The 24,948-nt window shown below is 70.8% G+C and carries 25 protein-coding genes; 14 read left to right on the forward strand and 11 right to left on the reverse strand.

The genetic code is table 11. The annotated features are described in order from the left end of the window. Nucleotides 1-2: 2 nt before the first annotated feature. The 4 genes from BDD16_RS18935 to BDD16_RS18950 all read left to right on the forward strand — a co-directional run bounded on the left by BDD16_RS18935 (nt 3) and on the right by BDD16_RS18950 (nt 3,707). Nucleotides 3-728: a FadR/GntR family transcriptional regulator gene (locus BDD16_RS18935; protein ID WP_179636243.1), complete on the forward strand. Its 726-nt coding sequence runs from the start codon at nt 3-5 to the stop codon at nt 726-728. Nucleotides 729-822: 94 nt separating this feature from the next. Beyond that, nucleotides 823-1,911: an aromatic ring-hydroxylating dioxygenase subunit alpha gene (locus BDD16_RS18940; RefSeq protein WP_179635372.1), complete on the forward strand. Its 1,089-nt coding sequence runs from the start codon at nt 823-825 to the stop codon at nt 1,909-1,911. A 22-nt stretch (nt 1,912-1,933) separates the two neighbouring features. Further along, nucleotides 1,934-2,710 (forward strand): GntR family transcriptional regulator, encoded by a 777-nt coding sequence (locus BDD16_RS18945; protein ID WP_179635373.1) that lies wholly within the window; start codon nt 1,934-1,936, stop codon nt 2,708-2,710. Next, nucleotides 2,697-3,707, forward strand: a complete 1,011-nt coding sequence (locus BDD16_RS18950; protein WP_179635374.1) for a PDR/VanB family oxidoreductase — start codon at nt 2,697-2,699, stop codon at nt 3,705-3,707. Before BDD16_RS18945 ends, BDD16_RS18950 begins: the two co-directional genes overlap by 14 nt. Nucleotides 3,708-3,710: 3 nt before the next feature. On the opposite strand, the gene mgtA is transcribed toward BDD16_RS18950, so the two are convergent. Beyond that, nucleotides 3,711-6,497 carry a magnesium-translocating P-type ATPase gene (gene mgtA / locus BDD16_RS18955; RefSeq protein WP_179635375.1) on the reverse strand — a complete coding sequence of 929 codons (2,787 nt, stop codon included), beginning with the start codon at nt 6,495-6,497 and terminating at the stop codon, nt 3,711-3,713. 210 nt (nt 6,498-6,707) lie between these two features. Between mgtA and BDD16_RS18960 the strand changes: the two genes are divergently transcribed. Next, nucleotides 6,708-7,361, forward strand: coding sequence for a BON domain-containing protein (locus tag BDD16_RS18960; RefSeq protein WP_179635376.1), 654 nt, complete (start codon nt 6,708-6,710; stop codon nt 7,359-7,361). Nucleotides 7,362-7,444: 83 nt separating this feature from the next. Here the strand turns inward: BDD16_RS18960 and BDD16_RS18965 are convergent, their stop codons facing one another. After that, complete coding sequence (locus tag BDD16_RS18965; RefSeq protein ID WP_179635377.1) at nt 7,445-8,614, reverse strand: OmpA family protein; 1,170 nt, start codon at nt 8,612-8,614, stop codon at nt 7,445-7,447. A gap of 27 nt (nt 8,615-8,641) precedes the next feature. Continuing rightward, the gene (locus tag BDD16_RS18970) at nt 8,642-9,238 is read right to left on the reverse strand and encodes a sterol desaturase family protein (RefSeq protein ID WP_179635378.1); all 597 of its coding nucleotides are present in this window, start codon (nt 9,236-9,238) and stop codon (nt 8,642-8,644) included. Nucleotides 9,239-9,408: 170 nt separating this feature from the next. Between BDD16_RS18970 and BDD16_RS18975 the strand changes: the two genes are divergently transcribed. Together BDD16_RS18975 and BDD16_RS18980 are read left to right on the forward strand one after the other, a co-directional pair. Then, nucleotides 9,409-10,128 (forward strand): Crp/Fnr family transcriptional regulator, encoded by a 720-nt coding sequence (locus BDD16_RS18975; RefSeq protein ID WP_179635379.1) that lies wholly within the window; start codon nt 9,409-9,411, stop codon nt 10,126-10,128. A 110-nt stretch (nt 10,129-10,238) separates the two neighbouring features. Further along, entirely contained in the window at nt 10,239-10,658 is a 420-nt protein-coding gene (locus BDD16_RS18980) for a response regulator transcription factor (protein WP_179635380.1), read from the forward strand. On the opposite strand, the gene BDD16_RS18985 is transcribed toward BDD16_RS18980, so the two are convergent. Beyond that, nucleotides 10,636-11,268 carry a response regulator gene (locus BDD16_RS18985; protein ID WP_179635381.1) on the reverse strand — a complete coding sequence of 211 codons (633 nt, stop codon included), beginning with the start codon at nt 11,266-11,268 and terminating at the stop codon, nt 10,636-10,638. The genes BDD16_RS18980 and BDD16_RS18985 overlap by 23 nt on opposite strands. Nucleotides 11,269-11,367: 99 nt before the next feature. Between BDD16_RS18985 and BDD16_RS18990 the strand changes: the two genes are divergently transcribed. The 4 genes from BDD16_RS18990 (at nt 11,368) to BDD16_RS19005 (ending at nt 13,521) form a co-directional block, all read left to right on the forward strand. Then, entirely contained in the window at nt 11,368-12,204 is an 837-nt protein-coding gene (locus BDD16_RS18990; RefSeq protein WP_179635382.1) for a sensor histidine kinase, read from the forward strand. Between the two features lie 92 nt (nt 12,205-12,296). After that, nucleotides 12,297-12,701 carry a hypothetical protein gene (locus tag BDD16_RS18995; protein WP_179635383.1) on the forward strand — a complete coding sequence of 135 codons (405 nt, stop codon included), beginning with the start codon at nt 12,297-12,299 and terminating at the stop codon, nt 12,699-12,701. Nucleotides 12,702-12,706: 5 nt separating this feature from the next. Beyond that, nucleotides 12,707-13,093 (forward strand): hypothetical protein, encoded by a 387-nt coding sequence (locus BDD16_RS19000; RefSeq protein WP_179635384.1) that lies wholly within the window; start codon nt 12,707-12,709, stop codon nt 13,091-13,093. A 128-nt stretch (nt 13,094-13,221) separates the two neighbouring features. After that, nucleotides 13,222-13,521 carry a hypothetical protein gene (locus BDD16_RS19005; RefSeq protein WP_179635385.1) on the forward strand — a complete coding sequence of 100 codons (300 nt, stop codon included), beginning with the start codon at nt 13,222-13,224 and terminating at the stop codon, nt 13,519-13,521. On the opposite strand, the gene BDD16_RS19010 is transcribed toward BDD16_RS19005, so the two are convergent. The 3 genes from BDD16_RS19010 to BDD16_RS19020 all read right to left on the reverse strand — a co-directional run bounded on the left by BDD16_RS19010 (nt 13,485) and on the right by BDD16_RS19020 (nt 17,752). Continuing rightward, nucleotides 13,485-14,273 carry a GGDEF domain-containing protein gene (locus BDD16_RS19010; RefSeq protein WP_246332611.1) on the reverse strand — a complete coding sequence of 263 codons (789 nt, stop codon included), beginning with the start codon at nt 14,271-14,273 and terminating at the stop codon, nt 13,485-13,487. The two genes, BDD16_RS19005 and BDD16_RS19010, sit on opposite strands and share 37 nt — an antisense overlap. 41 nt (nt 14,274-14,314) lie before the next feature. Next, the gene (locus tag BDD16_RS19015; RefSeq protein WP_179635386.1) at nt 14,315-17,122 is read right to left on the reverse strand and encodes a cation-translocating P-type ATPase; all 2,808 of its coding nucleotides are present in this window, start codon (nt 17,120-17,122) and stop codon (nt 14,315-14,317) included. Nucleotides 17,123-17,236: 114 nt separating this feature from the next. After that, complete coding sequence (locus BDD16_RS19020; RefSeq protein WP_179635387.1) at nt 17,237-17,752, reverse strand: FxDxF family PEP-CTERM protein; 516 nt, start codon at nt 17,750-17,752, stop codon at nt 17,237-17,239. Between the two features lie 188 nt (nt 17,753-17,940). On the opposite strand from BDD16_RS19020, the gene BDD16_RS19025 reads away from it, so the two are divergent. Continuing rightward, nucleotides 17,941-19,527 (forward strand): oleate hydratase, encoded by a 1,587-nt coding sequence (locus tag BDD16_RS19025; RefSeq protein WP_179635388.1) that lies wholly within the window; start codon nt 17,941-17,943, stop codon nt 19,525-19,527. On the opposite strand, the gene BDD16_RS19030 is transcribed toward BDD16_RS19025, so the two are convergent. The 4 genes from BDD16_RS19030 to BDD16_RS19045 are packed head-to-tail and all read right to left on the reverse strand — an operon-like array spanning nt 19,511 to nt 23,656. Then, complete coding sequence (locus tag BDD16_RS19030; RefSeq protein ID WP_310732892.1) at nt 19,511-20,227, reverse strand: ABC transporter ATP-binding protein; 717 nt, start codon at nt 20,225-20,227, stop codon at nt 19,511-19,513. The two genes, BDD16_RS19025 and BDD16_RS19030, sit on opposite strands and share 17 nt — an antisense overlap. Further along, nucleotides 20,220-21,467: an FtsX-like permease family protein gene (locus BDD16_RS19035; RefSeq protein WP_179635389.1), complete on the reverse strand. Its 1,248-nt coding sequence runs from the start codon at nt 21,465-21,467 to the stop codon at nt 20,220-20,222. Before BDD16_RS19035 ends, BDD16_RS19030 begins: the two co-directional genes overlap by 8 nt. Nucleotides 21,468-21,473: 6 nt before the next feature. Then, complete coding sequence (locus BDD16_RS19040; protein WP_310733999.1) at nt 21,474-22,709, reverse strand: efflux RND transporter periplasmic adaptor subunit; 1,236 nt, start codon at nt 22,707-22,709, stop codon at nt 21,474-21,476. Between the two features lie 14 nt (nt 22,710-22,723). After that, entirely contained in the window at nt 22,724-23,656 is a 933-nt protein-coding gene (locus BDD16_RS19045) for an ice-binding family protein (protein WP_179635390.1), read from the reverse strand. 240 nt (nt 23,657-23,896) lie between these two features. Between BDD16_RS19045 and BDD16_RS19050 the strand changes: the two genes are divergently transcribed. Then, on the forward strand, nt 23,897-24,619 hold the full coding sequence (locus BDD16_RS19050) for a Crp/Fnr family transcriptional regulator (protein ID WP_179635391.1): 723 nt from the start codon (nt 23,897-23,899) through the stop codon (nt 24,617-24,619). Between the two features lie 85 nt (nt 24,620-24,704). Then, on the forward strand, nt 24,705-24,947 hold the full coding sequence (locus tag BDD16_RS19055; RefSeq protein WP_179635392.1) for a hypothetical protein: 243 nt from the start codon (nt 24,705-24,707) through the stop codon (nt 24,945-24,947). Nucleotide 24,948: the final 1 nt, after the last annotated feature.

A 24,948-nucleotide genomic window follows, 5' to 3' on the forward strand; every position in this document is an offset into this window, starting at 1 on the left:
GCATGCACGGGCGCATCGTGCGCGACCTCGGGATGCGCATCGTCTCCGGCGACCTGAAGCCGGGTGACCGCCTGCCGGGCGAGGCCACGCTGTGTGCCGACTACGAGGTGAGCCGGCCGGTGCTGCGCGAGGCGACGCGGGTGCTGGTCGCCAAGGGGCTGGTGATGTCGCGGCAGCGGGCCGGCGCCACGGTGCGGGCCCAGAGCGACTGGCACCTCCTGGACCCGGATGTGCTGTACTGGCTGATCCAGTCCAGGCCGCAGGGCGAGTTTGTCCAGACCCTGCTGACCGTGCGGCGCATCTTCGAGCCGGCCGCTGCCGCGCTGGCTGCGCAGGTCGCCAGCGACGCCGAACTCGACGGCATCGCCAGCGCCTTCGCCGCGATGGAGGCCGCGCCCACGCCGGAGGCGCTGCTGGAGCCGGACCTGGCCTTCCACCGCCGCATCGCCGAAGCCACTGGCAACGCGCTGCTGGCCTACATCGGCAACATGCTCTCGCTGGCGCTGCGCGAGTCGATCAAGCTCAGCAGCCGCCACCCGGACACCCACGCGCTCTCGCTGCCACGCCACAAGGCCATCCTCACCGCGCTGCAGCACCGCGATCCGCTCGGTGCCCGGCAGGCCACGCTGGTGCAGCTCGACGAGACGCTGGGGGATCTGTCGGAGGTGCTGGAGGTGGCTTCGTGTATACAAGATAGTCTGACGGATACCGATCTTCGGCGGGATTGAGGGGCTTTTGCGCCGGTATTGGGAGTTTCACTGGTGCCAATTCGGAATAGTGTGTATACATTTATGGACATCCAACCCTGTCCAGGGAGCCTTGATGTCCGCTGCTACCTTCCCCCTCAACGCTTGGTACGCCGCCGCCTGGGACCACGAGGTCAAGCGCGCGCTGCTGCCCCGCACCATCGCCAATCGCCAACTGGTGCTCTACCGCACCACCACGGGCGAGCCGGTCGCGCTCGAAAACGCCTGCTGGCACCGGCTGCTGCCGCTCTCGCTCGGCCGGCTGGTCGGCGACGAGGTGGAGTGCGGCTACCACGGCCTGAAGTTCGACGGCCAGGGCCGCTGCACCCACATGCCCTCGCAGGAGACGGTCAACCCCTCGGCCTGCGTGCCGGCGTATCCGGTGGTCGAGCGCCACCGCTTCGTCTGGGTCTGGCCGGGTGATCCGGCGCTGGCCGATCCCGCGCTGGTGCCCGATCTGCACTGGAACCACGACCCCGCCTGGGCCGGTGACGGCAAGCTGATCGAGGTGGCCTGCGACTACCGGCTGGTGGTCGACAACCTGATGGACCTGACGCACGAGACCTTCGTCCACGGCACGTCCATCGGCAACCGCGAAGTGGCGGAGGCGCCGTTCGTCACGACCCACGGCGACCGCACCGCCACCGTCACGCGCTGGATGTCCGGCATCGAGGCGCCGCCGTTCTGGGCCTCGCAGATCCGCCAGGCCCACGGCTACACCGGGCCGGTGGACCGCTGGCAGATCATCCGCTTCGAGGCGCCGTGCACGGTGGCGATCGATGTCGGGGTGGCCAGGGCGGGCACCGGCGCGATCCCGTCGGAGGGCCACGCCAGCGACCGCAGCCAGGGCGTCAACGGCTTCGTGCTCAACACGATCACGCCATCCACCGACAAGACCTGCCTGTACTTCTGGGCCTTCTGCCGCAACTACCTGCTGGGCGAGCAGAAGATCACCACCGAGCTGCGCGAGGGCGTGACCCGCGTGTTCGGCGAGGACGAGGTGATCCTGGAGGCGCAGCAGCGGGCCATCGACGCCCACCCCGGCTACCGCTTCAGCAACCTCAACATCGACGCGGGTTCGATGTGGGCGCGCCGGTTGATCGACCGCCAGATCGCCGCCGAGCAGCGCCCCGGCGCGCCGGTGATTCCGATCCGTGCGGCCTGAGCGGTCCGGATCGGTCCTGTCCATGGACACCACCGAACTCGATGTCGCGCCGACGCAGACCGTGCAGGCGCAGCAGCGGCTGCGCGAGCTGATCGTCTCGGGCGCGCTGCCACCGGGCGAGCGCATCCTGGAGGTGCCGCTGGCCGAGCGGCTGGGGGTGTCGCGCACGCCGGTGCGGGCGGCCCTGCTGCGGCTGGAGCAGGAAGGGCTGCTCGAAGCGGCCAGCGCGGGTGGCGGCTACCGGGTGCGGCAGTTCAGCGCACAGGACCTGCGCGACGCGATCGAGCTGCGCGGCACGCTCGAAGGGCTGGCGGCGCGCATGGCGGCCGAGCGCGGTGTGGACGAGGCGCTGCTGGCCCTGGCCCGCCGCCACCTCGACGCGATCGACGCGGCGCTCGATGCCCCGACGCTGGCCGAACCCGGTTTCGCTGCCTATGTGCGGCACAACGGCGGCTTCCACACGCTGCTGGGCCGGATGTCGGGCAGCGACCTGCTGCAGCGCGAGCTGGCGCGGGCCAGCCTGCTGCCCTTCGCCTCGCCGAGCGGGTTCCTCGGCGTGCAGGTCGGTGCGCCTGCAGGCCAGACGGTGCTGCGCATCGCGCAGGACCAGCACCGCCAGGTGCTCGACGCCATCGAACAGCGCGAGGGCAGCCGCGCCGAGGCCCTGATGCGCGAGCACGCCCGCATTGCCCGGCGCCGCCTGGAGACTGCCCTGCGCCAGCCCGGCGGCCTGCGACCGTTGCAGGCCACCGCGGCCCCGTTCAACGCCCATGGAGGACATCCCCATGAAAGCCAGTGACCAGACCTTCACCGCCACCGTGGACCGGATCACCGACCTGAGTCCCACCGTGCGCGAATTCACCCTGCGCCCCGATGGCGGCGTCCTGCCGCATGCGCCGGGCAGCCACCTGGGCGTCGAGGTGCCCGTCGGCGAGCGCCGCACGGTGTCGCGCCACTACTCGCTCGTCGGCCTGCCGGGGGACGGCGTGTGGCGCATCGCGGTGAAGCACCTGCCGGGCGGGCGCGGCGGCTCGCGGGCGATGTGGCGGCTGGAGGAGGGCGCGCGGCTGCAGGTGCGCGCGCCAGCCAGCCATTTCGAACTCGACCACCGCGCGACCGAGGTGCTGCTGCTGGCGGCCGGCATCGGCGTGACGCCGCTGGTCGGCATGGCGCAGGCGCTGGCGGCACGGGCCGCAGCGCGCGGCGACGTGCGGGTGCGCATGGTCCAGGTGGCGCGCAGCGAGGCGGAACTCGTCTTCGCCGACGTGCTCGCGCAGACGCTGGGCGACCGGCTGCGCACCGTTGTCACCGGCGCGGGCCAGACGCTGGACATCGAGGCCGAGATCGCGGCACTCGGCCCGCAGGCGCAGCTCTACGTCTGCGGACCCGCCGCGCTGATGGCGCGCGTGCGCAGCGCCTGGGCGGCGGCCGGGCGGCCGGCGGTGCAGCTGCGCTTCGAGACCTTCGGCACCAGCGGCGACCACGCGGCGCAGGCCTTCACCGTCAAGCTGCCCCGCCATGGCCTGACCCTCGACGTGCCGGCCGATTCCACGCTGCTCGACGCGCTGGAGCGGGCCGGTGTCGAGGTGCTGGCGGACTGCCGGCGCGGCGAGTGCGGGCTGTGTGCGGTGGACGTGCTGTCGGTCGAGGCCGGCACGATCGACCACCGCGACGTCTTCTTCTCCGCAGCCCAGCGCGCCGCGGGGCGGCAGCTGTGCGCCTGCGTGTCGCGCCTGTCGGGCAGCTCCGCTTGTGTCGTGCTGGACAGCAGCTACCGTCCCGAGGCGGGCAGCTGAACGTCACTGCCAGCCGTGGCGCCGGATGTAGAGGCGTTTCATCCACGTGGTGAGCGTGCAGTAGCCCAGCAGGATCGCCACCAGCCAGCCGTAGTAGGCGGCGGGCAGCGCTTCCAGCCGGAAGTCACTGGCCAGCGGCCCCAGCGGCAGCCAGATCCCCAGCGCCATGATCGCCAGCGTCATCGCCATCAGCGGCGCGGCGGCACGGCTCTGGAGGAACGGCAGCTTCGGCGTGCGCAACATGTGCACCACCAGCGTCTGCGTCAGCAGGCCCACCACGAACCAGCCCGACTGGAACAGCGTCTGCCGGGCCACGCTGCTGGCGTCGAACACCCACCACATCACGCTGAAGGTGAGGAGGTCGAACAGCGAGCTGATCGGCCCGAAGAACAGCATGAAGCGGCCGATGTCCGCCGGGTTCCACTGCAGCGGCCTGGCGACCAGCTCGGGATCGACGTTGTCGAAGGGGATGCCGGTCTGGCCGATGTCGTAGAGCAGGTTCTGCACCAGCAGCTGCAGCGGCAGCATCGGCAGGAAGGGCAGGAAGGCACTCGCCACCAGCACGCTCAGCACGTTGCCGAAGTTGGAGCTGGCCGTCATGCGGATGTACTTCAGCATGTTGCAGAAGGTGGTGCGGCCCTCGACCACGCCTTCGTCGAGCACCAGCAGGCTCTTCTCCAGCAGGATGATGTCGGCGGCCTCCTTGGCGATGTCCACCGCGCTGTCCACCGAGATGCCGATGTCGGCGGCGCGCAGCGCGGGGGCGTCGTTGATGCCGTCGCCCATGAAGCCGACGACGTGGCCGCCGGCCCGCAGCGCGCGCACGATGCGTTCCTTGTGCAGCGGCGAGAGCTTGGCGAAGACGCTGTGGGATGCGGCGGCGGCTTGCAGCGCGGCGTCGTCCATGGCCTCGACCTGCGCGCCCAGCAGCACGGCGGTCGCGGGCAGCCCGACCTGGCGGCAGACCTGCAGCGTCACCAGATCGTTGTCGCCGGTCAGCACCTTGACGGTGATGCCGTGCGCGGCCAGCTGTTTCAGCGCTGGCGCGGCGGTTTCCTTGGGCGGGTCGAGGAAGGCGATGTAGCCGATCAGCGTCAGGTCCGTTTCGTCCGCCACGGAATAGGTGGTCTGGCCCGGCGGCAGGGTCCTGACGGCCACGGCCACCACGCGCAGGCCTTCGGCATTCAGTCCGGCGGTGACGGCCTGGGTGCGGGCCCGCAGCGCGGCGTCCAGCGGCAGGGTGGGCATGGCGCGGTCGCCGTCCAGACTGGCATCGACCGGCTCCTGCGTGCGCACCCGGGTGCAGGCGGCCAGCACCTCCTCGACCGCGCCCTTGCAGATCAGCTCGTGGTGGTGGTCCTGGCCGTTCACCAGCGCGGCCACCACCACCGACATGCGCCGGCGCTCGAAGTCGAAGGGGATCTCGTCCACCTTGCGGTAGGCCTCCTCCAGCTTCAGCTCGACGGGCAGCTCGACATGCGCCAGCACGGCGCGGTCCAGCAGGTTCTTCAGCCCGGTCTGGTAGTGGCTGTTCAGGAAGGCGAAGTGCAGCACCTCGTCGGTGTCCTGCCCGTAGGCGTCGGCGTGGCGGGCCAGGGCGATCTGGTCCTGCGTCAGCGTGCCGGTCTTGTCGGTGCAGAGGACGTCCATCGCGCCGAAGTTCTGGATCGCGTCCAGCCGCTTGACCACCACCTGCTTGCTGGACAGCCGCACCGCGCCCTTGGCCAGCGTGGTCGTGACGATCATCGGCAGCATCTCGGGCGTCAGCCCGACGGCCACCGACAGCGCGAACAGGAAGGCCTCCAGCCAGTCGCCCTTGGTGAAGCCGTTGACCAGGAAGACGACCGGCACCATCACCGCCGCGAAGCGGATCAGCAGCCAGCTCACGCTGTTCACGCCGGCCTGGAAGGCGTTGGGGGTGGTCTCGGTGGCGGTGGCGTGGGCGGCCAGCGTGCCGAAGTAGCTGCGGCCTCCGGTGGCGACGACCAGCGCAGTCGCGGTGCCGGAGGTGACGTTGGTGCCCATGAACACCAGATTGCGCTGCTCCAGCACACCAGCAGTGGTGCCCGTCCCCTGGACGAATTTCTCCACTGGCAGCGACTCGCCCGTCATCGCCGCCTGGGCCACGAACAGGTCGCGCGCGGTGAGCACGCGGCAGTCGGCGGGGACCATGTCGCCGGCCGACAGCGCCACCACGTCGCCGGCCACGAGGGTGCGCACCGGGATCTCCAGCGGCGCGGGCTGGCCCGGCCGGCGCACGGTGGCGGTGTTGCTGACCAGTGCGCGCAGCCCTTCTGCGGCGCGGTGCGAGCGGCCCTCCTGGACAAAGCGGATGCCGGTGCTCAGCGCCACCATGGTGCCGATCACCACGGCCGCCTTGGCGTCCGCACTCAGGATGGACAGCAGCGCGAGCGCTGTCAGCAGCAGGTTGAACGGGTTGAGGTAGCAGCGCCACAGCCGGAGCCAGCCGGGCAGCGGCGGTTCGTGCTGCACCTCGTTCGGGCCATCGCGGGCCAGGCGCCGGGCGGCTTCGGCGGCGTCGAGTCCGTCGGCTTGTGTGCGCAGGCGGGCCAGTGCCTGGGTGGGGTCGTCCCGGGCTGCGGCCAGCAGGTCCTGACCGAATGCGGCCGGGACGGCGCCCGCGGTGGACGGCGGCGCGGTCGTGGACGGCAGGGTGGGTACGCCCTTGGTCGCGGCCGCCAGCGTGTCCAGCAGTGGCCGGCGTTCGAAATGACGCCTGGCACGGCGCCGGCGCAGGAAGGTGCTGAAGCCTTGCTGGAACGCCTTCATGGCCGGACCGGGCGCCTCACACCGAGTCCGCCTGAACCGCGAACAGCGACTCGGCGGCACGAACAGGAACGGGAGATGCCATGGTGATTCCTCCGGTTGATCGATGACCCAGCATAGGCCGGAGGCGATCCGACCACGGTGCGGTAGCACACAGACCATTCGACCAGCGTAGCGCAGGCTTGGACCCCCTCCACCCGATCTGGATCAATGATGAAGACTGACAGCCAATTGCAGCAGGACGTGAGCGCGGAACTCGACTGGGAGCCTTCGGTGCATGCCGCACGCATCGGCGTCGAGGTCAAGGACGGTGTGGTGACGCTGGCCGGACAGGTCGACAGCTACGCCGAAAAGTGGAACGCCGAGCGCGCTGCCCAGCGCGTGTCCGGGGTCAGGGCCCTGGCGACCGAACTGCAGGTGCAGCTCACCAGCCTGAGCCAGCGCACCGATGCCGACATCGCCGCCGCGGTCGAGAACCTGCTGGAGTGGACGTCGACGCTGGCCTCCGGTGCGGTCCGGGTGGTCGTCGAGGGCGGCTGGGTGACGCTGTCCGGCAAGGTCGACTGGCAGTTCCAGCGCCAGGCGGCCACCGACAGCGTGCGCCACCTGATGGGCGTCACGGGGGTCAGCAACCAGATCGCGATCCAGCCCGCGGCGTCTGCCACGGGGGTCAAGCTGGTCATCGAGGCGGCCCTGAAGCGCACGGCGGTGGCCGATGCCCGCCACATCACGGTCCTGGTGCATGGCGGGGATGTGACGCTGACCGGCACCGTCCGCAACTGGGACGAGCGCGAGACGGCCACGCACGCGGCCTGGGGCACACCGGGCGTGCGCAATGTGGTCGACCGCATGACGCTGGTCTACTGAGCCGGTCGACAAGGCCGTGGGGGCCGGGGACTTCATCCGTCCCCGGCCCCCACTGTTGTTGGTCCTTGCTCAGCGCAAGCGGATCACTTCGTGCCGGTCACTTCGATCTCGACCCGGCGGTCCGGCTGCAGGCAGGTGACGAGCGCCGGCGTCTGGCGCGTGCCCTTGCAGTCTTCCGGCTTGGTGACCGGGGTGGACTCGCCCTTGCCGGTGGCCGAGATCTTCGCGGGGTCGATGTGCCCGGTGCTCACCAGATGGTCCTTGACCGCGCTGGCGCGCTCCATCGAGAGCTTCTGGTTGTAGGCCGGCTTGCCGAGGCGGTCGGTGTGGCCTTCGACGCTGATGGTCTCGTACTGCGTGCCGGCGAGTTCGCTGGCGAACTTGTCCAGCGCGGCGCGCCCCTGGGGCTGCACGTTCGACTGGTCGAAGTTGAACAGCGACTCGGCCGAGAAGCTCACGCGATGGCGCGGGGGCGGGGCAGGGGGCACCGGCGGTGCGACGGGGGCGGCCACGATGACCGGAGCGGGTTCCGGGGGCGGCGGCGCGGCGGCGACCACCGGGGCCACATACGCGGGTTCAGCCCGGGTCATGCGTGTCGGCGCGGGTGCGCTGCCGAACGGAAAGACCACGCTCATCGACACCACGTTCACGCCACCCCGGTGCCCGACCGAGTCGTTGACCTGGTAACGCTCGACTTCACCGCGCACGAGGAAGGCGGAATTGACCGCGTACTGCAGCCCCACGCCGAGCTTGACGTTGGTCTCGCGGGTGCTCGGGATCGGGTCAAGCGGGGTGACGGCACCGGTGCCGCGGAAATTGCCGCGGGTCTTGGCGTAATGCGCGCCGATGCGGCCGAGCGCGGACAGGCGCTCGGTCACGGGCAGCGTACCGACCAGGTCCAGGTGCACGCCCTGGGTCTTGATCTCGCCGATCAGGCTGCCCACGGGCACGGTGGTGGCGTTCAGGCCGAACTTGCCGAGGTCGAAGAAGCCGGCTTCCACGCCGAAGTTCCGGTTGAACTGGTAGCCGCCGAAGAGGCGGTACGCAGTGTCGGTTTCATCGCTGGTGACGCCGGAGGTGGTCAGGCCGGCGCCGAGCTGGCTGTTGGCGATGCGGTTTTCGTCGACCTTGGCGCGGGACTGTCCGACCGACAGGCCGCCGTAGGCGTAGGGCGCTTCACGGAGCTGGGCCAGCGCCGAGCTGGCGCTCAGGGCGCCGAAGCCGGCCAGCATCAGCGTGGTCAGGGTGCGCATGGCGTGCATTGTTCTCATGGTCTTCCTTCAGAGCGTGGTTCGGTGCGAAGGATCTGTTGTAAAGCCGCTGCTTTTTTTGGTCTGTGCGCTGCCGAACACGTGGTCCCAGAACGACGTCGTGACGCCGTAGCACGCCGGCCACTCGCCGCGGCGGTGGTGCAACGCATGCCAGCGCTTGCGCTCCCGGAGCCACGGACGGCGGGCGCGCCAGTGGTGGATGGCATGGTGGGTGACGGTGTAGAAGAGGTAGCCGACCAGCACGCCCTGGGTCAGCGCCGCTGCCGGCCACAGGCCGAACAGGCCCCACGCCGGCAGGAACACCAGCCCGCCGATCAGGGCCGCGCTGACCACCGTCGGCGCGCAGATCAGCGCCGACGGGCGCTCGTGGTGCGCGGCGTGCCAGCGGCTGAACGGGGGGAGGCCGTGCAGCACGAAGCGGTGCGCGCCGTACTCCATGGCGGTCCAGGCCGCTGCGCCGATCAGCACGCAGGCGGACAGGCGCATCCAGTGCGCAGGCGGCGCGTCGAGCAGCAGCAAGGTCGCCAGGAGCGCCACGGCCACGCCGTAGAACACCACATCGGCCTGGTAGGCGGTCTTGCTGTGTTCGAGTGTGAACAGCTTCATCGGGGTCCTTGCGGGAGTCAGTGAGCCATCAACCTAGGCGGTGTCAGGGGGGACTGTCTGTTCGGTGCCGAACATTGATATCTGGCGATGGCGCCTATAGTTCACAGGCACCCTTTGTCCGGCTGCCGCAGCGGCGGCCATCCATTCCGGACCTGCCTCGGAGCTTCCAGATGACCCTCACTGCCGATCCGAGCCTGAACCACCTGCTGGCCGCCTTGCCTCTGGCCGAACTCGGGCGCTGGCTGCCCCAGCTGGAGTGGGTCGAGATGCCGCTGGGGCAGGTGCTCTACGAGTCCGGCCGCACGCTGGGCCATGTGTACTTCCCGACCAGCGCGATCGTCTCGCTGCTGTACGTGATGGAGAACGGGGCGTCCGCGGAAATCGCCGTCGTCGGCAACGAGGGCCTGGTGGGGATCTCGCTGTTCATGGGCGGGAACTCCACGCCGAGCCGGGCCGTGGTGCAGAGCGCCGGCGCTGGCTATCGCCTCAAGGCAGCGCTCATGAAAGACGAATTCGACCGCGCCGGGCCGGTGATGCACCTGCTGTTGCGCTACACGCAGGCGCTGATCACCCAGATGGCGCAGACCGCCGTGTGCAACCGCCACCACTCGCTCGACCAGCAGCTGTGCCGCTGGCTGCTGCTCAGCCTGGACCGGCTCAAGAGCAACGAGCTGGCGATGACCCAGGAACTGATCGCCAACATGCTCGGCGTGCGCCGCGAGGGGGTCACCGAAGCGGCGTTCAAGCTGCAGGCGGCCGGGCTGATCCGCTACGCGCGCGGGCGCATCACGGTGCTGGACCGCCCCGGGCTGGAGATGCGCACCTGCGAGTGCTACGCCGTGGTCAAGCGGGAGTACGACCGGCTGCTGCCCGACAAGCTGGCGGTCTGATGCGCACGTAGGCGTTGTCCGACAGCACAACAGTCGTTCCGCCGGATGGCGGCGGCGGGGGATCGCACGTAAGCTCGGTGAGGACCTTCCTTGCCCTCAGCCGCCCCTCCATGCCCCCGCATCCGCTCAAGACCTACCTCGTTGAAGACAGTCGGGTGATCCGCGATAACCTCATCGCCACCCTGGAAGAACTGGTGCCGGCCGAGGTGGTCGGCGTGGCCGAGGACGAGGCGACCGCCGTGCAGTGGCTGACCGCGCCCCAGCACACCGCGGAGCTGGTGATCATCGACATCTTTCTGAAGGGCGGCTCCGGGCTGGGCGTGCTGCGGGCGCTGCAGGACCAGCTGCCGCGGCGCCGGCTGGTGGTGCTGAGCAACTACACGACGGCCGAGATGCGGCGCAAGTGCCTGGCGCTGGGGGCGGACCGGGTGTTCGACAAGTCCTACGACATCGATGCCCTGATCGCCTACTGCACCCAGCTGCAGCTCGCGACCGGTGCGGCGGGCGCTACTGGATCAGCCCGTTCTTGAGCGCGTAGTAGGTCAGGTCGCTGTTGGAGGCGAGCTGCATCTTCTCCATCACGCGGCTGCGGTAGGTGCTGACGGTCTTGACGCTGAGCGACAGGCTTTCGGCGAGGTGGCCGATGGTCTCCCCGGCGGCCAGGCGCAGGAAGACCTGCAGCTCCCGCTCGGAGAGGTGCTCGTGCAGCGGCTTGTCGTCGCTGCGGCCGAGGCCTTCGGCGAGCTGTTCGGCCACGCCGGCGGTGATGTACTTGCGGCCCCGGCAGACCGTGCGGATCGCCTTGACGATCTCTTCGGGATCGCAGTCCTTGTTCAGGTAGCCGCTGGCGCCCTGGCGGAGCAGCGTGGTGGCGTAGTGCGCTTCCGGGAAGCCGCTGAGGATCAGCACCGGCAGGTCGGGTGCGCGGGCCTTGATCGCGGCCAGCGCATCGACCCCGCCGTGGTCCGGCATGGCGATGTCCATGAGGATCACGTCGAGTTCGCCGCGGCGCACGATGTCCAGGGCCTCGCGGCCGTTGGCCGCTTCCCCCACGACGGAGAAATCCGGCTGATCGGAAAAGAACTGGCGCAGTCCGGCGCGCACCATGGGGTGGTCGTCGACGATGGCGATGCGAATCATGGGGTGGGGTGTCCTCCTGGACCCATGATCCCACCGATTCGCCCTGGCGGACCGAACGCAAGGCCAAGCATTGCAATGCACGACAACAGGAGTCCCGCGATGAACCTTGAACGCTGGCTTGGCGTCACGGCGGTGCTGGCCGGCCTGCTGGCGCTGGTGCTGTACGCGCGCCTCCGCGCGCTCCAGCGCACCGTGCTGCGCGAGCAGGTAAGGCAGCTGGAACAGGCCCGCGCGCAGGAGCGGGCCCAGCTCGACGCGCTGGTCCGCCAGCGCACCGTGCAGCTCACCGAGCTGACCCACCACCTCCAGACCGCCCGCGAGGACGAGCGCAGCCGCCTGGCGCGCAACCTGCACGACGATCTCGGCGCACTGCTCACCTCGGCCAAGCTGGATGCGGCGCGCATCCGCCCGCGGCTGGCCGGCGCGCCGCCCGAAGCCCTGGAGCGGCTGGCGCACCTGGTCGAGATGCTCAACGGCGCCATCGCGCTGGGCCGCCGCATCATCGAGGACCTGCGCCCGTCCACGCTGAACAACCTCGGCCTGGCGGCGACGCTGGAGATCCTGGCGCGCGAGTTCGCCGAACGTTCGGGTGTCGAGGTGCATTGCACGCTGGCGCACGCGCCGCTGGCTGCCGCGTCTGAACTGGTGGTCTACCGGCTGGTGCAGGAGGCGGTCACCAACATCAGCAAGTACGCCGCGGCCAGCCATGTCTGGTTCGACATGGCGCAGCGTGGCGGGCAGGTCGAGGTGCTGGTGCGCGACGACGGCGTGGGCTTCGATTCCGCGATGCAGCGGGGATCGGCCTACGGACTGGTGGGCATGCGCTACCGCGTGGAAGCGGTGCACGGCACGCTGGAGGTGCTGTCCGCGCCGGGGCAGGGCACCGTGCTGCGGGTGCGGCTGCCGGGGCTGTCGGCCGCGTCCTACGCTGCCTGACGCGCTTGCCCGACAGGTGGGGGGGCCGGCGGCCGATGGTGGCGCCGGACGGGTCGCAGCAAACTCGGTTCGAACAACCCGAAGGACACCCGATGTTTTCCAGCAACTCTTCCACCGCCCCCGCTTCCGCCGAGGCGACCGCCAACCACCTGGCCGACCAGGCCGCCGAATCGGCCGACCACGCGATCAAGGCCGCACAGCGGGTCGCCACCGACGCGCTCGACAGTCTGGCCGGTGCCATCCAGGCGCTGCGGGCCCAGGCCGAGCCGCTGCTCGACGACGCTGCCGACCGTGCGAGTTCGATGACACACCGCGGCCTGAACTCCCTGCATGACAGTTCGGCCGCCCTGCGCAGCTCGGCCCGGCACGCCTCGGAGAACACGGTCAGCTACATCCGGCACGACCCGGTCAAGTCGATGCTGATCGCGGCCGCCACCGGCGCGGCGCTGATGGGCCTGATCGGCCTGATGCGCGGATCCCGCCACCACCACGACTGACCGCCATGGCCCACGCGCTGCTTCACCTGATCACCACCCGGCCACAGCTGCTCGTGGACCATGCACAGGCCTACGCCGAACTCGCGAATGCAGACCTCGATGCCGTCACCAGCGCCTGGAAACGCCAGCTCCGGCTGGCGGCTGCCGCGCTGTGCGGTGCTGCAGTGGCCACCGTGCTGGCCGGGGTGGCGCTGATGCTGTGGGCGGTGATTCCCGCGGCACAGATCGAGGCGCCTTGGGCGCTGGTGGCGGCGCCGCTGCTGCCTGCGCTGGTGGCGCTGGGGTGTGTGCTGGCGGCCCGTGCCGACAGCGAACGGCAGGCCTTCGGCAACCTGAAGGAACAGGTCCAGGCCGACCTGCTGATGCTGCGTCAGGTGGGGGCGGTGTCGTGAGCCTGTCGACCTCGGACGCGGCCGACCGGCTCCAAGCATCGCGCCGTCACCTGCAGCGTGCCTTGCTCGCGACCTCCCGGACACCGACCGCGACGGGTGCAGAAACTGGTGCCAGTACAGGCCGGAACGTGGGCGCGGATCTCGCCGCCGAGGCGCTGCGGGGCTGGTGGCACCGTCACCCGCTGCGTGTGGGCGGTGAAGCGGCCATCGAGGTGGCCAACGCGGTGCTGCGCCCGGTGGCGCAGCGGCATCCGCTCGGTCTGGTCGCAGGTGCCGTGCTGGCGGGCGGTCTGCTGGCCTGGACCCGCCCGTGGCGCTGGGCGGTCCGGCCCGGGCTGGTCACCGGCGTCTGCCAGCAACTGGTGCACGAAGCGCTGGTACAGGGCTGGCCTCAGTGGCTGGCGTCGAGGCGGTCGAAGAAGACGTAGCCGCACTGCTGGCGTTTGGCGCTGTACATCGCGGCGTCGGCACGCCGCAGCAGCAGCTCGGCGGTGGCCGCATCGTCCGGGCAGATGGCCACGCCGATGCTGGGCCGGACAGTGAGCTGCAGCTGGTCGATCACCACCGGCGCCGACACCACCTGGAACAGCGTGCGGGCCAGCCGGTTGAGCTGCTCCCGGTCCCGCATGCCTGGCAGCATGCAGGCAAACTCGTCCCCGCCGAGGCGGCTCATGGCGTCTTCGGCACGCACCGCGTGGCGCAGCCGCGCCGCCACGATCTGGAGCAGCGTGTCGCCGGTGGCGTGTCCATGCGTGTCGTTGATGTGCTTGAACCCATCGAGGTCGAGGTAGAGCACGCCGATGGTCTGGCAGCCACCGCTGCGCTCGGCCAGCAACCGGTCGAGCTGCTGGTGGAAGTCGTTGCGGTTGGGCAGGCCGGTCAGCCCGTCGTGGCGCGCTATCCGGCGGGCGCGCTGCTCGCCGTCCCGGATGCCGGCCAGTTCGGCGCTGGCCTTGGCGCGCTCGTGGCGCAGGGCCGCGTGCAGCTGCTCCAGTGCGGCTGCGCATTCCAGCATGACCGCCTGTTGTGACGTGCTGTGGGTGCGCAGTCGGGCCGTGACGGCATCCAGCATGAGGTCCCAGTCCTCGGGCGCGATGCCCGCGTTCGGGGTGTCGGACGGCGGCATCGGCAGGGTGGCCAGTGTCTGGGGGTGTCGCATCGCGGTTTCGGTACTCGGCATGGTCTGGACTCCCGTCAGGTGCCCGGTTGTACCGAATCGGGTCACGGTCGTCTGTACGCCATCGCACGCCGGATGCCCTTGCGCAGCTCGCTGAACCACAGCACGCCGCTGGCAATCGCCACACACAGCCCCCACTGCGCCGCCGGCATCGGCACGGTACCGAAGGCGAGGTTGAGCGCACCGACCTCCACCACCGCCACCTGCAGCAGCCCGGACAGCAGCACCGCGCCCCACAGCCAGTGGTTGGCGAACAGCCCCCGGAAGGCGCTGGCCGTCTCCGAGCGGGCGTTGAAACAGTTGAACAGCTGCGCCAGCACCAGCACGGTGAAGCAGGCGGTGCGGGCCTGGGCGAGCGGCTGTGTCCCTTCGACCAGCCCGCCCGGCAGGAACAGGTCCAGCGTGAACAGCGTCAGCAGCGCCATCACGACGCCGATCTCCACCACCCCCGCCCACAGCCGCCCGTCGATCACCCGCTCGGTCGGCTTGCGCGGGCGGCGCGCCATCACGTCCTCGGTGATCGGATCGACCCCCATGGCCAGCGCCGGACCAGCGTCGGTGATGAGGTTGATCCACAGGATCTGGGTCGCCAGCAGCGGCACGGCCACGGCGCCACCTTCCCCGTGCAAGCCGAGCAGTCCTGCGCCGACGATGCCGAGGAACACCGTCAGCACCTCGCCCAGGTTGGACGACAGCAGGTAGCGCAGGAACTTGCGGATGTTGTCCAGCACGCCGCGGCCCTCGCGCACCGCCTGCACGATGGTGGCGAAGTTGTCGTCGGCCAGGATCATGCGGGCCGCGTCCTTGGTGACCTCGGTGCCGGTGCGGCCCATGGCGATGCCGATGTCGGCGGCCTTGAGCGCGGGCGCGTCGTTGACGCCGTCGCCGGTCATGGCCACCACGTTGCCGTCGGCCTGCAGCGCCGCGACGATGCGCAGCTTGTGCCGCGGCGCCACGCGGGCATAGACGCTGGTGCGGCGCACGGCCTCGGCCAGCGCGGCGTCGTCCAGTGCATCCAGGTCGGCGCCGCTCAGCACGGGCGCCCCCGACTCGACGATGCCGAGGTCGGTGGCGATGCGCACCGCCGTGCGCGGGTGGTCGCCGGTGATCATGACGACGCGGATGCCGGCGCCGTGGGCTTCCCGGATCGCCACCGCCGCTTCGGGGCGCGGCGGGTCGATGATGCCGACCGTGCCGACGAAGACGAGGTCGCGCTCCAGCGTCTCGTTCGCGGCGCTGGTGTCCTCGTCCGGACCGAGCGGGCGGTAGGCGACGGCCAGCGTGCGCAGCGCCGCGTCGGTCAGCGTGCCGACGTCGCGCAGGATGCGTGCGCGCCCGTCCGCGTCCAGCGCCACCATCTCCAGCCCGACCCGCGCCCGGGTGCAGCGTCCCAGCAGCACGTCCGGCGCGCCCTTGGTGATGAGCACGCGCTCGTCGCCGTGGTCGTGGTCGCGCGCGATGGTGGACATCATCTTGCGGTCGGAGGTGAAGGGCAGCTCGGCGATGCGCTCGAAGCGCGTGCTGCGGCGCGTGTGCGCGCCCAGCTTGCGCTCGGCGACGAGGAAGGCGGCTTCGGTCGGATCGCCCTGGATCTCCCAGGTGCCGTCGGCCGTCTGGCGCAGGTCGGCGTTGCCCGCCAGGCTGCCACCGCTGAGCACGGCGGTCTGCTCGTCGCGCAGCGGCCCGGCGGCGAGGGCGGCACCCTGGTGCTCGACGCGGCCGTCCGGCGCGTAGCCGACGCCGGTGACCTGCGTGCTGCCGGAGGCGGTCAGCACGCGCACGATGGTCATCTCGGCGCGGGTCAGCGTGCCGGTCTTGTCGGACGCGATCACCGACGCCGAGCCCAGCGTTTCCACCGCAGCCAGCGTCTTGACGATCGCCTGCCGCCCGGCCATGCGCTGCACGCCCATCGCCAGCACCACCGACAGGATGGCCGGCAGTCCCTCCGGCACCACGGCCACCGCCAGCGACACGCCCAGCAGCAGCATGCCCACCAGATCCGCCGGGGTGCGCGTGGCCGACAGGGCCAGCACCGTGCCGACCACGGTGACCGCGATCACCGCTGCCGCCAGACCGAGCGTGCGGCTGATGCGGGCGATCTCGCGTTGCAGTGGTGTCGGCGCGGCGGTGGTGGCGTCGAGCAGGGTGGCGATGGCGCCCATCTCGGTGTCCATGCCGGTGGCGGTTACCAGCGCCTTGGCGCTGCCCTGCACGACCGCCGTGCCCTTGTAGACCATGCACAGCCGGTCGCCCAGGCTGACCGCCTCGGGCAGCGTCGCGGTGTCCTTGAGGACGGCTTCGCTCTCGCCGGTGAGTGGTGCTTCCTGCACGTGCAGCGCAGCCGCCTCGACCAGCCGCGCGTCGGCGCCCACGGCGTCGCCCTCGGCCAGCACGAGCAGGTCGCCGCGCACCAGATCGGCGCTGGGGATGCGCTGGAGCTGCCCGCCGCGCAGCACGGACGAGGTGACCTCCGTCATCCGCGCGAGTGCCGCGACGGCGTGGTCGGCCTTGGCTTCCTGCAGCAGGCCGAGCACGGCGTTCAGCACGACGACCAGCCCGATCACGATGGCGTCCATCGGCCAGCCGTGGCGCCCGTCGAGCACCCAGACGCCGGTGGCGATGGCGGCGGCCACGAGCAGCAGCAGCACCAGCGGGTCGGTGAACTGCGCCAGCGCCCGTTGCCAGAGGCGGGTGCGTGGCGTGGCGCGCAGGGTGTTGGGGCCATCCTGCGCGCGGCGGCGAGTGGCCTCGTCGGTGTTCAGGCCCTGGGCGGGGTCGGTGCCCAGGGTCCGTGCCACGGCGTCGGGGCTGAGCAGGGACGGATCGTCGAGGTCGGTGAGGAGGGCCGGCATGCTGGGGGCGTCACTGCGCCGAGTTGGACCACATGCTCGGACCGTACCGGGTGCGCCGCGCACGGTCTGTGCGCTGACGCATGTTTCCGCGGATCTGCCCGCTGTTCTGCCGGATCAGCGGATGCGCCGGCGGCCGAGGAAGCCCAGCACGCCCAGACCGGCCAGCATCATCGCCAGCGAGTCGGCTTCCGGCACCGGCGTCACGGGCAGCAGGGTCGAGCTGAGCGTGTAGAAGCCGCCCAGGCTGCCGGTGCCGGCACCGGAGACTTCGTAGTAGTAGTCGCCTGCGCCCAGGAGGCCGAAGGCGTGCGAGATGCTGCCCGTGACGTCGTTGAACGCGAAGCTGCCGACGGTGGTGTCCACGGCGCCGGCTTCGCGGAACAGCGAGACCTGGCCACCGGTGATGTTCAGCGCGCTGGTCAGGTTGTTCGACACGGCGGTGCTGAACAGGGTCTCCACGGCGGTGAGGCTGAACAGGTAGCTGTCGTTGAAGCTGCCGACCGGCGTGCGGACCGAGGCGACTTCGAGCGCGTCGTGCACCCCCCAGTCCGTGGTGACGGCCTGGGCGTTGAAGGCGAAGGTGCTGGCGATGGCGGCCGTGGCAGCGAGGAGGGCGGGATGGAGGCGCATGGGGTGCTTTCTGCGGAGGATGGCCGTGAACAACGGCAGGAAACCCATCGTTTCATTGCGCCTTTCGGGCGTCTGTGTCCTGCCGAACATTGCCATTCACTTCGGGGGGAGGCGGTGGACAGTGCTGGACAGCGGCCTTGTGTTGTGCAGCGCACCGACCGGAGCGCCGGCTGCCCCTACCGTCCGGCATGCATCCCAAACACGAAAACCAACCCTTCCAGGCCTACCTCATCGGCGGCGGCATCGGCTCGCTGGCTGCGGCCGCCTTCATGGTCCGGGACGGCGGCGTGCCCGGCCGCTGCATCACCATCCTGGAGGCCGCGTCCGTCATGGGCGGCAGCCTCGACGGCGCCGGCCACCCCGACCACGGCTACTCGCTGCGCGGTGGCCGCATGCTCACCACCGACAACTACGAGTGCACCTGGGGCCTGTTCCGCTCGATCCCGTCGCTGGAACACGCCGGCCAGACCGTGTTCGACGAGACCGTCGCCTTCAACGCGCTGCACCAGGCCAACGCCATGGCACGGCTGATCGACTGCCGGCGCGCCAAGGTGCCGGTGCATGCGATGGGCTTCTCGCTGCAGGACCGGCTGGAACTGCTCCAGCTCAGCCGCGCCGACGAGGCCGAACTGGGCGCACGCTGCATCACCGACTGCCTGTCGCCGTCCTTCTTCGAGACCGAGTTCTGGTTCCTCTGGTCGACCACCTTCGCCTTCCAGCCCTGGCACAGCGCGGTCGAGTTCCGCCGCTACCTGCACCGCTTCCTGCTGGAGTTCTCGCGCATCGAGACCCTGGCCGGCGTCAAGCGCACGGTCTACAACCAGTACGACTCGCTGGTGCTGCCGCTGCAGCGCTGGCTGGAGGCCCAGGGCGTGCAACTGGTCGCGGATTGCACCGTGACCGACCTCGACTTCCACGACCGGGACGGCAGCTTCACGGTCACCGGCCTGCACTGCCAGCACGCGGGCCGCTGCGAGCGCATCCTCGTGCAGCCGGACGATCTGGTTTTCCTGCAGAACGGCTCGATGACCGATGCGTCCAGCCTCGGCTCGATGACGGCCGCGCCCGCCAAGCGCACCAAGGCCGACAGCGTGAGCTGGACACTCTGGGAGCGGCTGGCCCGCGACCGGCCCGCGTTCGGCAACCCGGCCGCGTTCAACCAGTGCATTGCCCAGAGCTACTGGGAGTCCTTCACCGTCACGCTCACCGATCCGCGCTTCTTCGACGCCATGCAGCGCTTCACCGGCAACGAGGCCGGCACCGGCGGGCTGGTGACCTTCAAGGACTCGAACTGGCTGATGTCGATCGTGCTGGCGCACCAGCCGCACTTCCCGGACCAGCCGGCGGGCGTGCAGGTGTTCTGGGGCTACGCGCTGTTCCCGGACCAGATCGGCAACTTCGTGGCCAAGCCGATGGCCGACTGCAACGGCGAGGAGATCCTGCGCGAGCTGTGCGGGCACCTGCGCTTCGATCTGGAGACGGTCGCCTCGGGCCACTGCATTCCCTGCCGCATGCCCTACCTGACCAGCATGTTCATGCCGCGCCTGCCCGGAGACCGGCCGCTGCCGGTGCCACCGGGTTCGACCAACTTCGCCTTCATCAGCCAGTTCGTCGAGGTGCCGGAGGACGTGGTCTTCACGGTCGAGTATTCGGTGCGGGCGGCGCAGATGGCCGTCTACCAGCTGCTGGAGATCGACCTGCCGATTCCACCGGTGACGCGGCATGACCAGTCGCTGCACGCGCAGTTCGACGCGCTGGTCAAGTCGCTCCAGTGAGGATGCGGCCGTCCACGACCTGGATCGTGCGGTCGCAACGCGCCGCCAGCGCCGGGTTGTGGGTGACGAAGAGCACCGTGGTGCCGTGCGTCGCGTTGAAGTGGCGCAGCAGCGCGAACACCGCGTCGGCGCTCTGGGTGTCGAGGTTGCCGGTCGGCTCGTCGGCCAGCAGCAGCGCCGGGTCCATCGCCAGCGCCCGCGCCACCGCCACGCGCTGCTGCTGACCGCCGCTGAGCTGCCCGGCCAGGTGGTCCTGCCAGGCGCTCAGACCGACGCTGTCGATCAGCGCCGCAGCGCGCGTGCGCATTGCGGCGTCCGGAAACCCGGCTGCGCCCAGCATCGGCATCATCACGTTCTCGATCGCGGTGAAGGCGGTGATGAGGTGGTGGTGCTGGAACACGAAGCCGATGCTGTGGCCGCGCAGGCGCGTCAGCGCCCGGTCGTCGAGCACCGTGGTGTCTTCGCCGCACACGCGCAGCGTGCCCGCGGTGGGCCGGTCGAGCAGGCCGACGAGGTTCAGCAGCGTGCTCTTGCCCGAGCCGGACGGGCCCATCACGGCGCAGAACTCGCCGCGCCGCACGGTGAGGTCGATGCCGTGCAGCACCTCGGTCTCGAACGGCCGGCCGACGTTGTAGGCCTTGCGCACGCCTGTCAGCTGCACCACCAGGGCGGCGCCAGTGTCTGCCGCCGGCTCAGCCACCGATGGCCTCCACCGGGTCCAGCCGCGCCGCCCGCCGGGCAGGCGCGTACGCCGCCACCAGCCCGGTGACCGTGGCCAGCCCCAGCGCCGCGGCGAACAGCGACGGCTCCAGCACCAGCGCGAACAGCGGCGAGCCGTCCGCCGTGTGCGCCGAGCGTTGCCAGGTCACTAGGATCGCGACCCCGAGGCCGCAGCCGGCAACCGCGCCACCCAGCCCGAGCAGCCCGCCCTGGAGCAGGAACAGCCGCAGGACCTGCCCCTGCGAGATGCCCATCGCGCGCAGGATGCCGATCTCGCGCGACTTCTGCACGACCACCACCGCCAGCACGCTGGCGATGCCGAAGGCCACCGACAGGCCCACGAAGAAGCGGATCGCGGTGTTCGAGGTGTTCTGCGCGCTGATGGCGGTGAAAAGTTCGGCGTTGGTGCGGATCCAGCTGTTGGCTTCGACACCGGTGGCCGTGGTGATGCGCTGTGCGATGGCCTCGGCGATGTAGACATCGTCCACCGCCACGTCCAGGCTGGTCACGCCGCCGGGCAGGGCCAGCAGGCTCTGCCCGGTGTGCAGCGCGACGAAGACATTGCGCGCGTTGGCGCCGCGGTTGCCGAGATCGAACAGGCCCGCGATGCGCAGCGTCGTGGTCGCTCCGGCGCCGGCCGCCGTGCTCAGGCGCAGCTTGTCGCCCACGTCCACCCCGAGGTCGGTCGCCAGCTCGGTGCCGACCAGCAGGTCCGCGCCACCGAGCTGCGCGGTGCCGCGGACCATCTTCTGGTCGAGCGCGATGATGCGGTAGTAGAGCGCCGGCTCCATGCCGACCACCGCGACGGCCTTGCTCGCGTTGCCGCGCACCACCAGGGCCGAGCCGCCGGCCACGGGCGACACGTCGCGCACCCCGGGCATCGCGCGGACCTGCAGGGCCACGGCCTGCCACTGGTCGATCGATTGCAGCGTCTGCGGCGGGATCTGCACGGTGGCACCTTCGACTTCGCCGGGGCGGGCATCGGTGCCCTGGCGCAGCGGGCGCGCCACCTGGCGCGGCGGCAGCAACTGGATGTGGCCCTGGGTGGACAGCACGCGGTGGATGAAGCTCTGCTGCAGGCCGGTCATCAGCGCCGACATGAACACGATCACCGCCACGCCGATCGCCACGCCGGCGACGATGAACAGCGTCTGCAGCCGCCCCTCGCGCAGGAAGCGGATCGCGACGATCCATTCGAATGGTTGCCAGGTGGGAAACATGCCGGGTCAGTCGGTCCGTGCTGGCGGCTGGACCCGCACGCGGGCGCCGGCGGTGGTGGCCGCCGAGACCGGCAGGACCGCATCGCCCTCCTGCAGCCCGTCGAGCACCTCGGTCACGGCACCGCCGTGCAGGCCGAGCCGGACTACGCGCCGCACGGCATGGCCTGCTTCGACCCGCAGCACCCAGGGCGTGGCGGTCCCGGCGTCGTGCACGGCCCCCGTGGGGACCAGCAGGGCCTTCGGCCGCCGCGCCACCTCGATGTCGACCGACACCGTCATGTCCTGGCGCAGCGTGGCCGGTGGCGCGGGCACGTCCAGGCGCACCTCGACCGCGCCCGTCTGTGCGTTGACGCTGGGGTAGATGGACGCCAGCACCGCCGCGAACCGCTTCTGCGCATAGGCATCCGCCGACGCCACGGCCGGCTGGTGCAGGGCGAGCAGGCCCAGGTTGCGTTCGTCGATGGCGACCACCAGTTGCGTGGTGCCCGCGGGCGACAGGGTGAGCAGCACCTTGCCTGGCTGGACCACGTCACCGACCTCGACATCGCGGCCGATCAGCGTGCCGGCCACCGGGGCACGCAGGACGCTGTAGGCGGTGCGGGCGCGGGCGGCGTGCAGACCCGCCTGGGCGCTGGCGACGCCAGCGGTCGCCAGCGCGTGGTCGCTGCCGGCGGGGCGGGTGGTGTCGCGCTGGAGCTGGGCCGTGCGCACCTGCGCGCCCGCGGTGTCGGCCGCGCGGATGGTCTCGTCCAGCGCGGCCTGGCCGACGAAGCCGCGGGCGAACAGCGTCCGCTGGCGACGCAGCGCGGCGTCGGCGGCGGCGAGTCCGGCCTGTGCTTCGTGCACGCCCTGCGCCGCCACCGGGGCCTGGACTTCGAGCAACTGCCGCAGGCGCGCCTGCGCTTGCGTGAGCGCGGCGGCGGCCTGGGTTTCCGTGGCCTGCAGCTCGACCGCGCGCAATTCCACCAGCGCGTCGCCGGCCTGCACCAGGCTGCCCGGCGTGACCGCCACGCGGGTGACCGTGCCGGTGAGCTGCACGCCCAGATCGACCCGGTGCGGCGTCTCGACCCGGCCGCTGGCGACTACCGTCTGCACGAAATCGCGCCGCACCACGGTGTCGGTCGCCACCAGCGGGCCGCGCCACCAGCGCACGGCCAGTGTCACGACCAGCACCGTGGCGACCAGGCCTGCCAGCCACCACCAGCGGTGGCGGCCAGTGGCGGCGGGTTGTGCGTCTGCCACGGCCGGGGCGGGGTTCAGACCGTTGCTGCCGACGCGGCCACCGTGGAGGCCGCTGGTGTCGATCGCTTCATCCGCGTGGCGGCCACGCCAGTCAATCCCGCCAGAAAGAGCATGGCCGTCGTCGGTTCCGGCACTGGCGTCACGGGTGCCAGCGGGCCGCCGCTGAACCCCAGGCTGCCCGCATCGCCGAGGCTGGTGCCGAAGTTCTGCGCGCCGCAGTCGTTCGAGACGAGGTTGTCCGTCAGCGTGACCGCGCCGGTCAGGCCGATCGCGCGGCCGCACACGATCTGCGCGCCGTCGTTGAGCGTCACGCTGGTCAGGGCCAGCAGGTTGCCGGCGAAGTCGGTGCCGGTGCCCAGCGTGGCGGAGGTGCCGATCTGCCAGTAGATCCCGCTGCCGGCGCTGGCGTTGAGCACGCTGATGAACGAGTCACTGGCAGTGGTCAGCGTGCTGCCGATCTGGAAGACGAAGTTGCCGCCCGGGTTGCTCAGGAAATCGAGCACCAGCGTGCCAGTCAGCTGCGCGGAGGTGTCGAAGCGGTAGACCCCCGGCGTCAGCGTGGCGAGTCCGGGCGAGCCCATCACCTGGCCGGTCAGGTTGGTGTCGAAGGCCAGGCCGGCGAGGGCGTTGTAGGCGGTCGTCGCATCGGCGATGGCCGTCTGGGCGACGGCGTCGTTGGCGTGCACGGTTCCGCCGTTGACGTTGACGCCGGAGAACAGGCCGGTGGTCGACGCGCCAGGACTGGTGCCCACGTCGCCGAAGATCTGCGTGGGCAGGTTCGGCGCACTGTGGGCGTCGGTCACGGTGGTGCCGGCCAGCACGGCGAAGGTCTGCGCGGAGCCGAGTGCGGGCGCCGCCTGTGCGGACAAGGTGGTGAATGCGAATACCGCTGCGAGGGCGATGGCGTTCGGGACCGGGCGGAAATGGCGAATGTGGGAGGTGTGCATAGCGTGCTTTCGAGATTCCGGACAGACGGCCGGTACGTGTTTCGAGCCACTGTCTTGTAGAAGCAGCGACCGCGGCGGTCTGTGCGCCAGCGAACATTGCGAGGCCCCGAAACAGGGGGGTGGGGGGTATGCGTGCTACCGCACAGATCTGTGCGGCGGTGGACGCGCACAGTGGGCCGTTCCCTTCGCCTGCTGCCCGCCGGGACGGGGCACCAATGCACCAACGCACCGGAGTGCCGCATGACCCCTCCCCAGAACCACCTGATCGCCTTGCTGCCCGACGCGGACCGGCTGCGCCTGCTGGCCCGGTGCGAGCCGGTCTCGCTGGTCCTGGCGCAGGTGCTGTGCGAGCGGGGCGTTCCGCTGCAGCATGTCCATTTCCCCGTCGACGGCTTCATTTCGCTGGTGACCCAGCTCGACGGCCACCCCGGGCTGGAGGTCGGCATGGTCGGGCGCGAAGGCGTGCTGGGCGCCTCGCTGGCGCTGGGCATGGCGGTGGCGCCGCTGCAGGCGCTGGTGCAGGGCGCCGGCACCGCCTGGCGGGTGACCGTGCCGGATTTTCTGGCGGAGCTGGCCCGCAGCCCGGCGCTGCAGCATTACCTGCACCGGTTCCTGTATGTCCGCATGGTGCAGCTGGCCACGTCGGCCGCCTGCCTGCGCTTCCACCTCATCGAGCCGCGGCTGGCCCGCTGGCTGCTGATGAGCCAGGACCGGGCGCATGCCGACCACTTCCGGGTCACGCACGAGTTCCTGGCCTACATGCTCGGCGTGCGCCGGGTGGGGGTCACCGTGGCGGCGGGCGCGCTGCAGCGCCGCGGTCTGATCCTCTACCACCGCGGTGAGCTGCAGGTGCTGGACCGCGCCGGACTCGAAGCCAGCGCGTGCACCTGCTACGCCACCGACTGCGGTTCGTACACCGACACGCTCGGCGTCCCGTCCTTCGAAGCGCGGCACCTCGTCTGACAGACGGTGGCCATGGTGCGTCGCACCATCGGGTCATCCCCATCCCTTTTTGCGGCACCCCCTGGCGCCGCGCCCGGAGCGTTCCATGACCACCCCCTTTCAATCCGGCCCGCACTGGAGCACCGCCTCGTTCGGTGACACCGCCGACACCTCGCCCATGGAACTGTCGGCCCTGGGCGACCACCTGGACCTGTGCCGCGGCCTGCGCGGGCGGCTGTTCGCCGCGCGCTGCCGCGCCGAAGTGGTGCACGGTTTTGTGGCCTCGCACCTCGTGACCACGGCACTGGGTGCGGTGGCGCTGGTGGCGGCTGGCTGGCTGGTCCTCTGAG

Source organism: Sphaerotilus montanus (assembly GCF_013410775.1).
GTDB classification, from domain to species: domain Bacteria; phylum Pseudomonadota; class Gammaproteobacteria; order Burkholderiales; family Burkholderiaceae_C; genus Sphaerotilus; species Sphaerotilus montanus.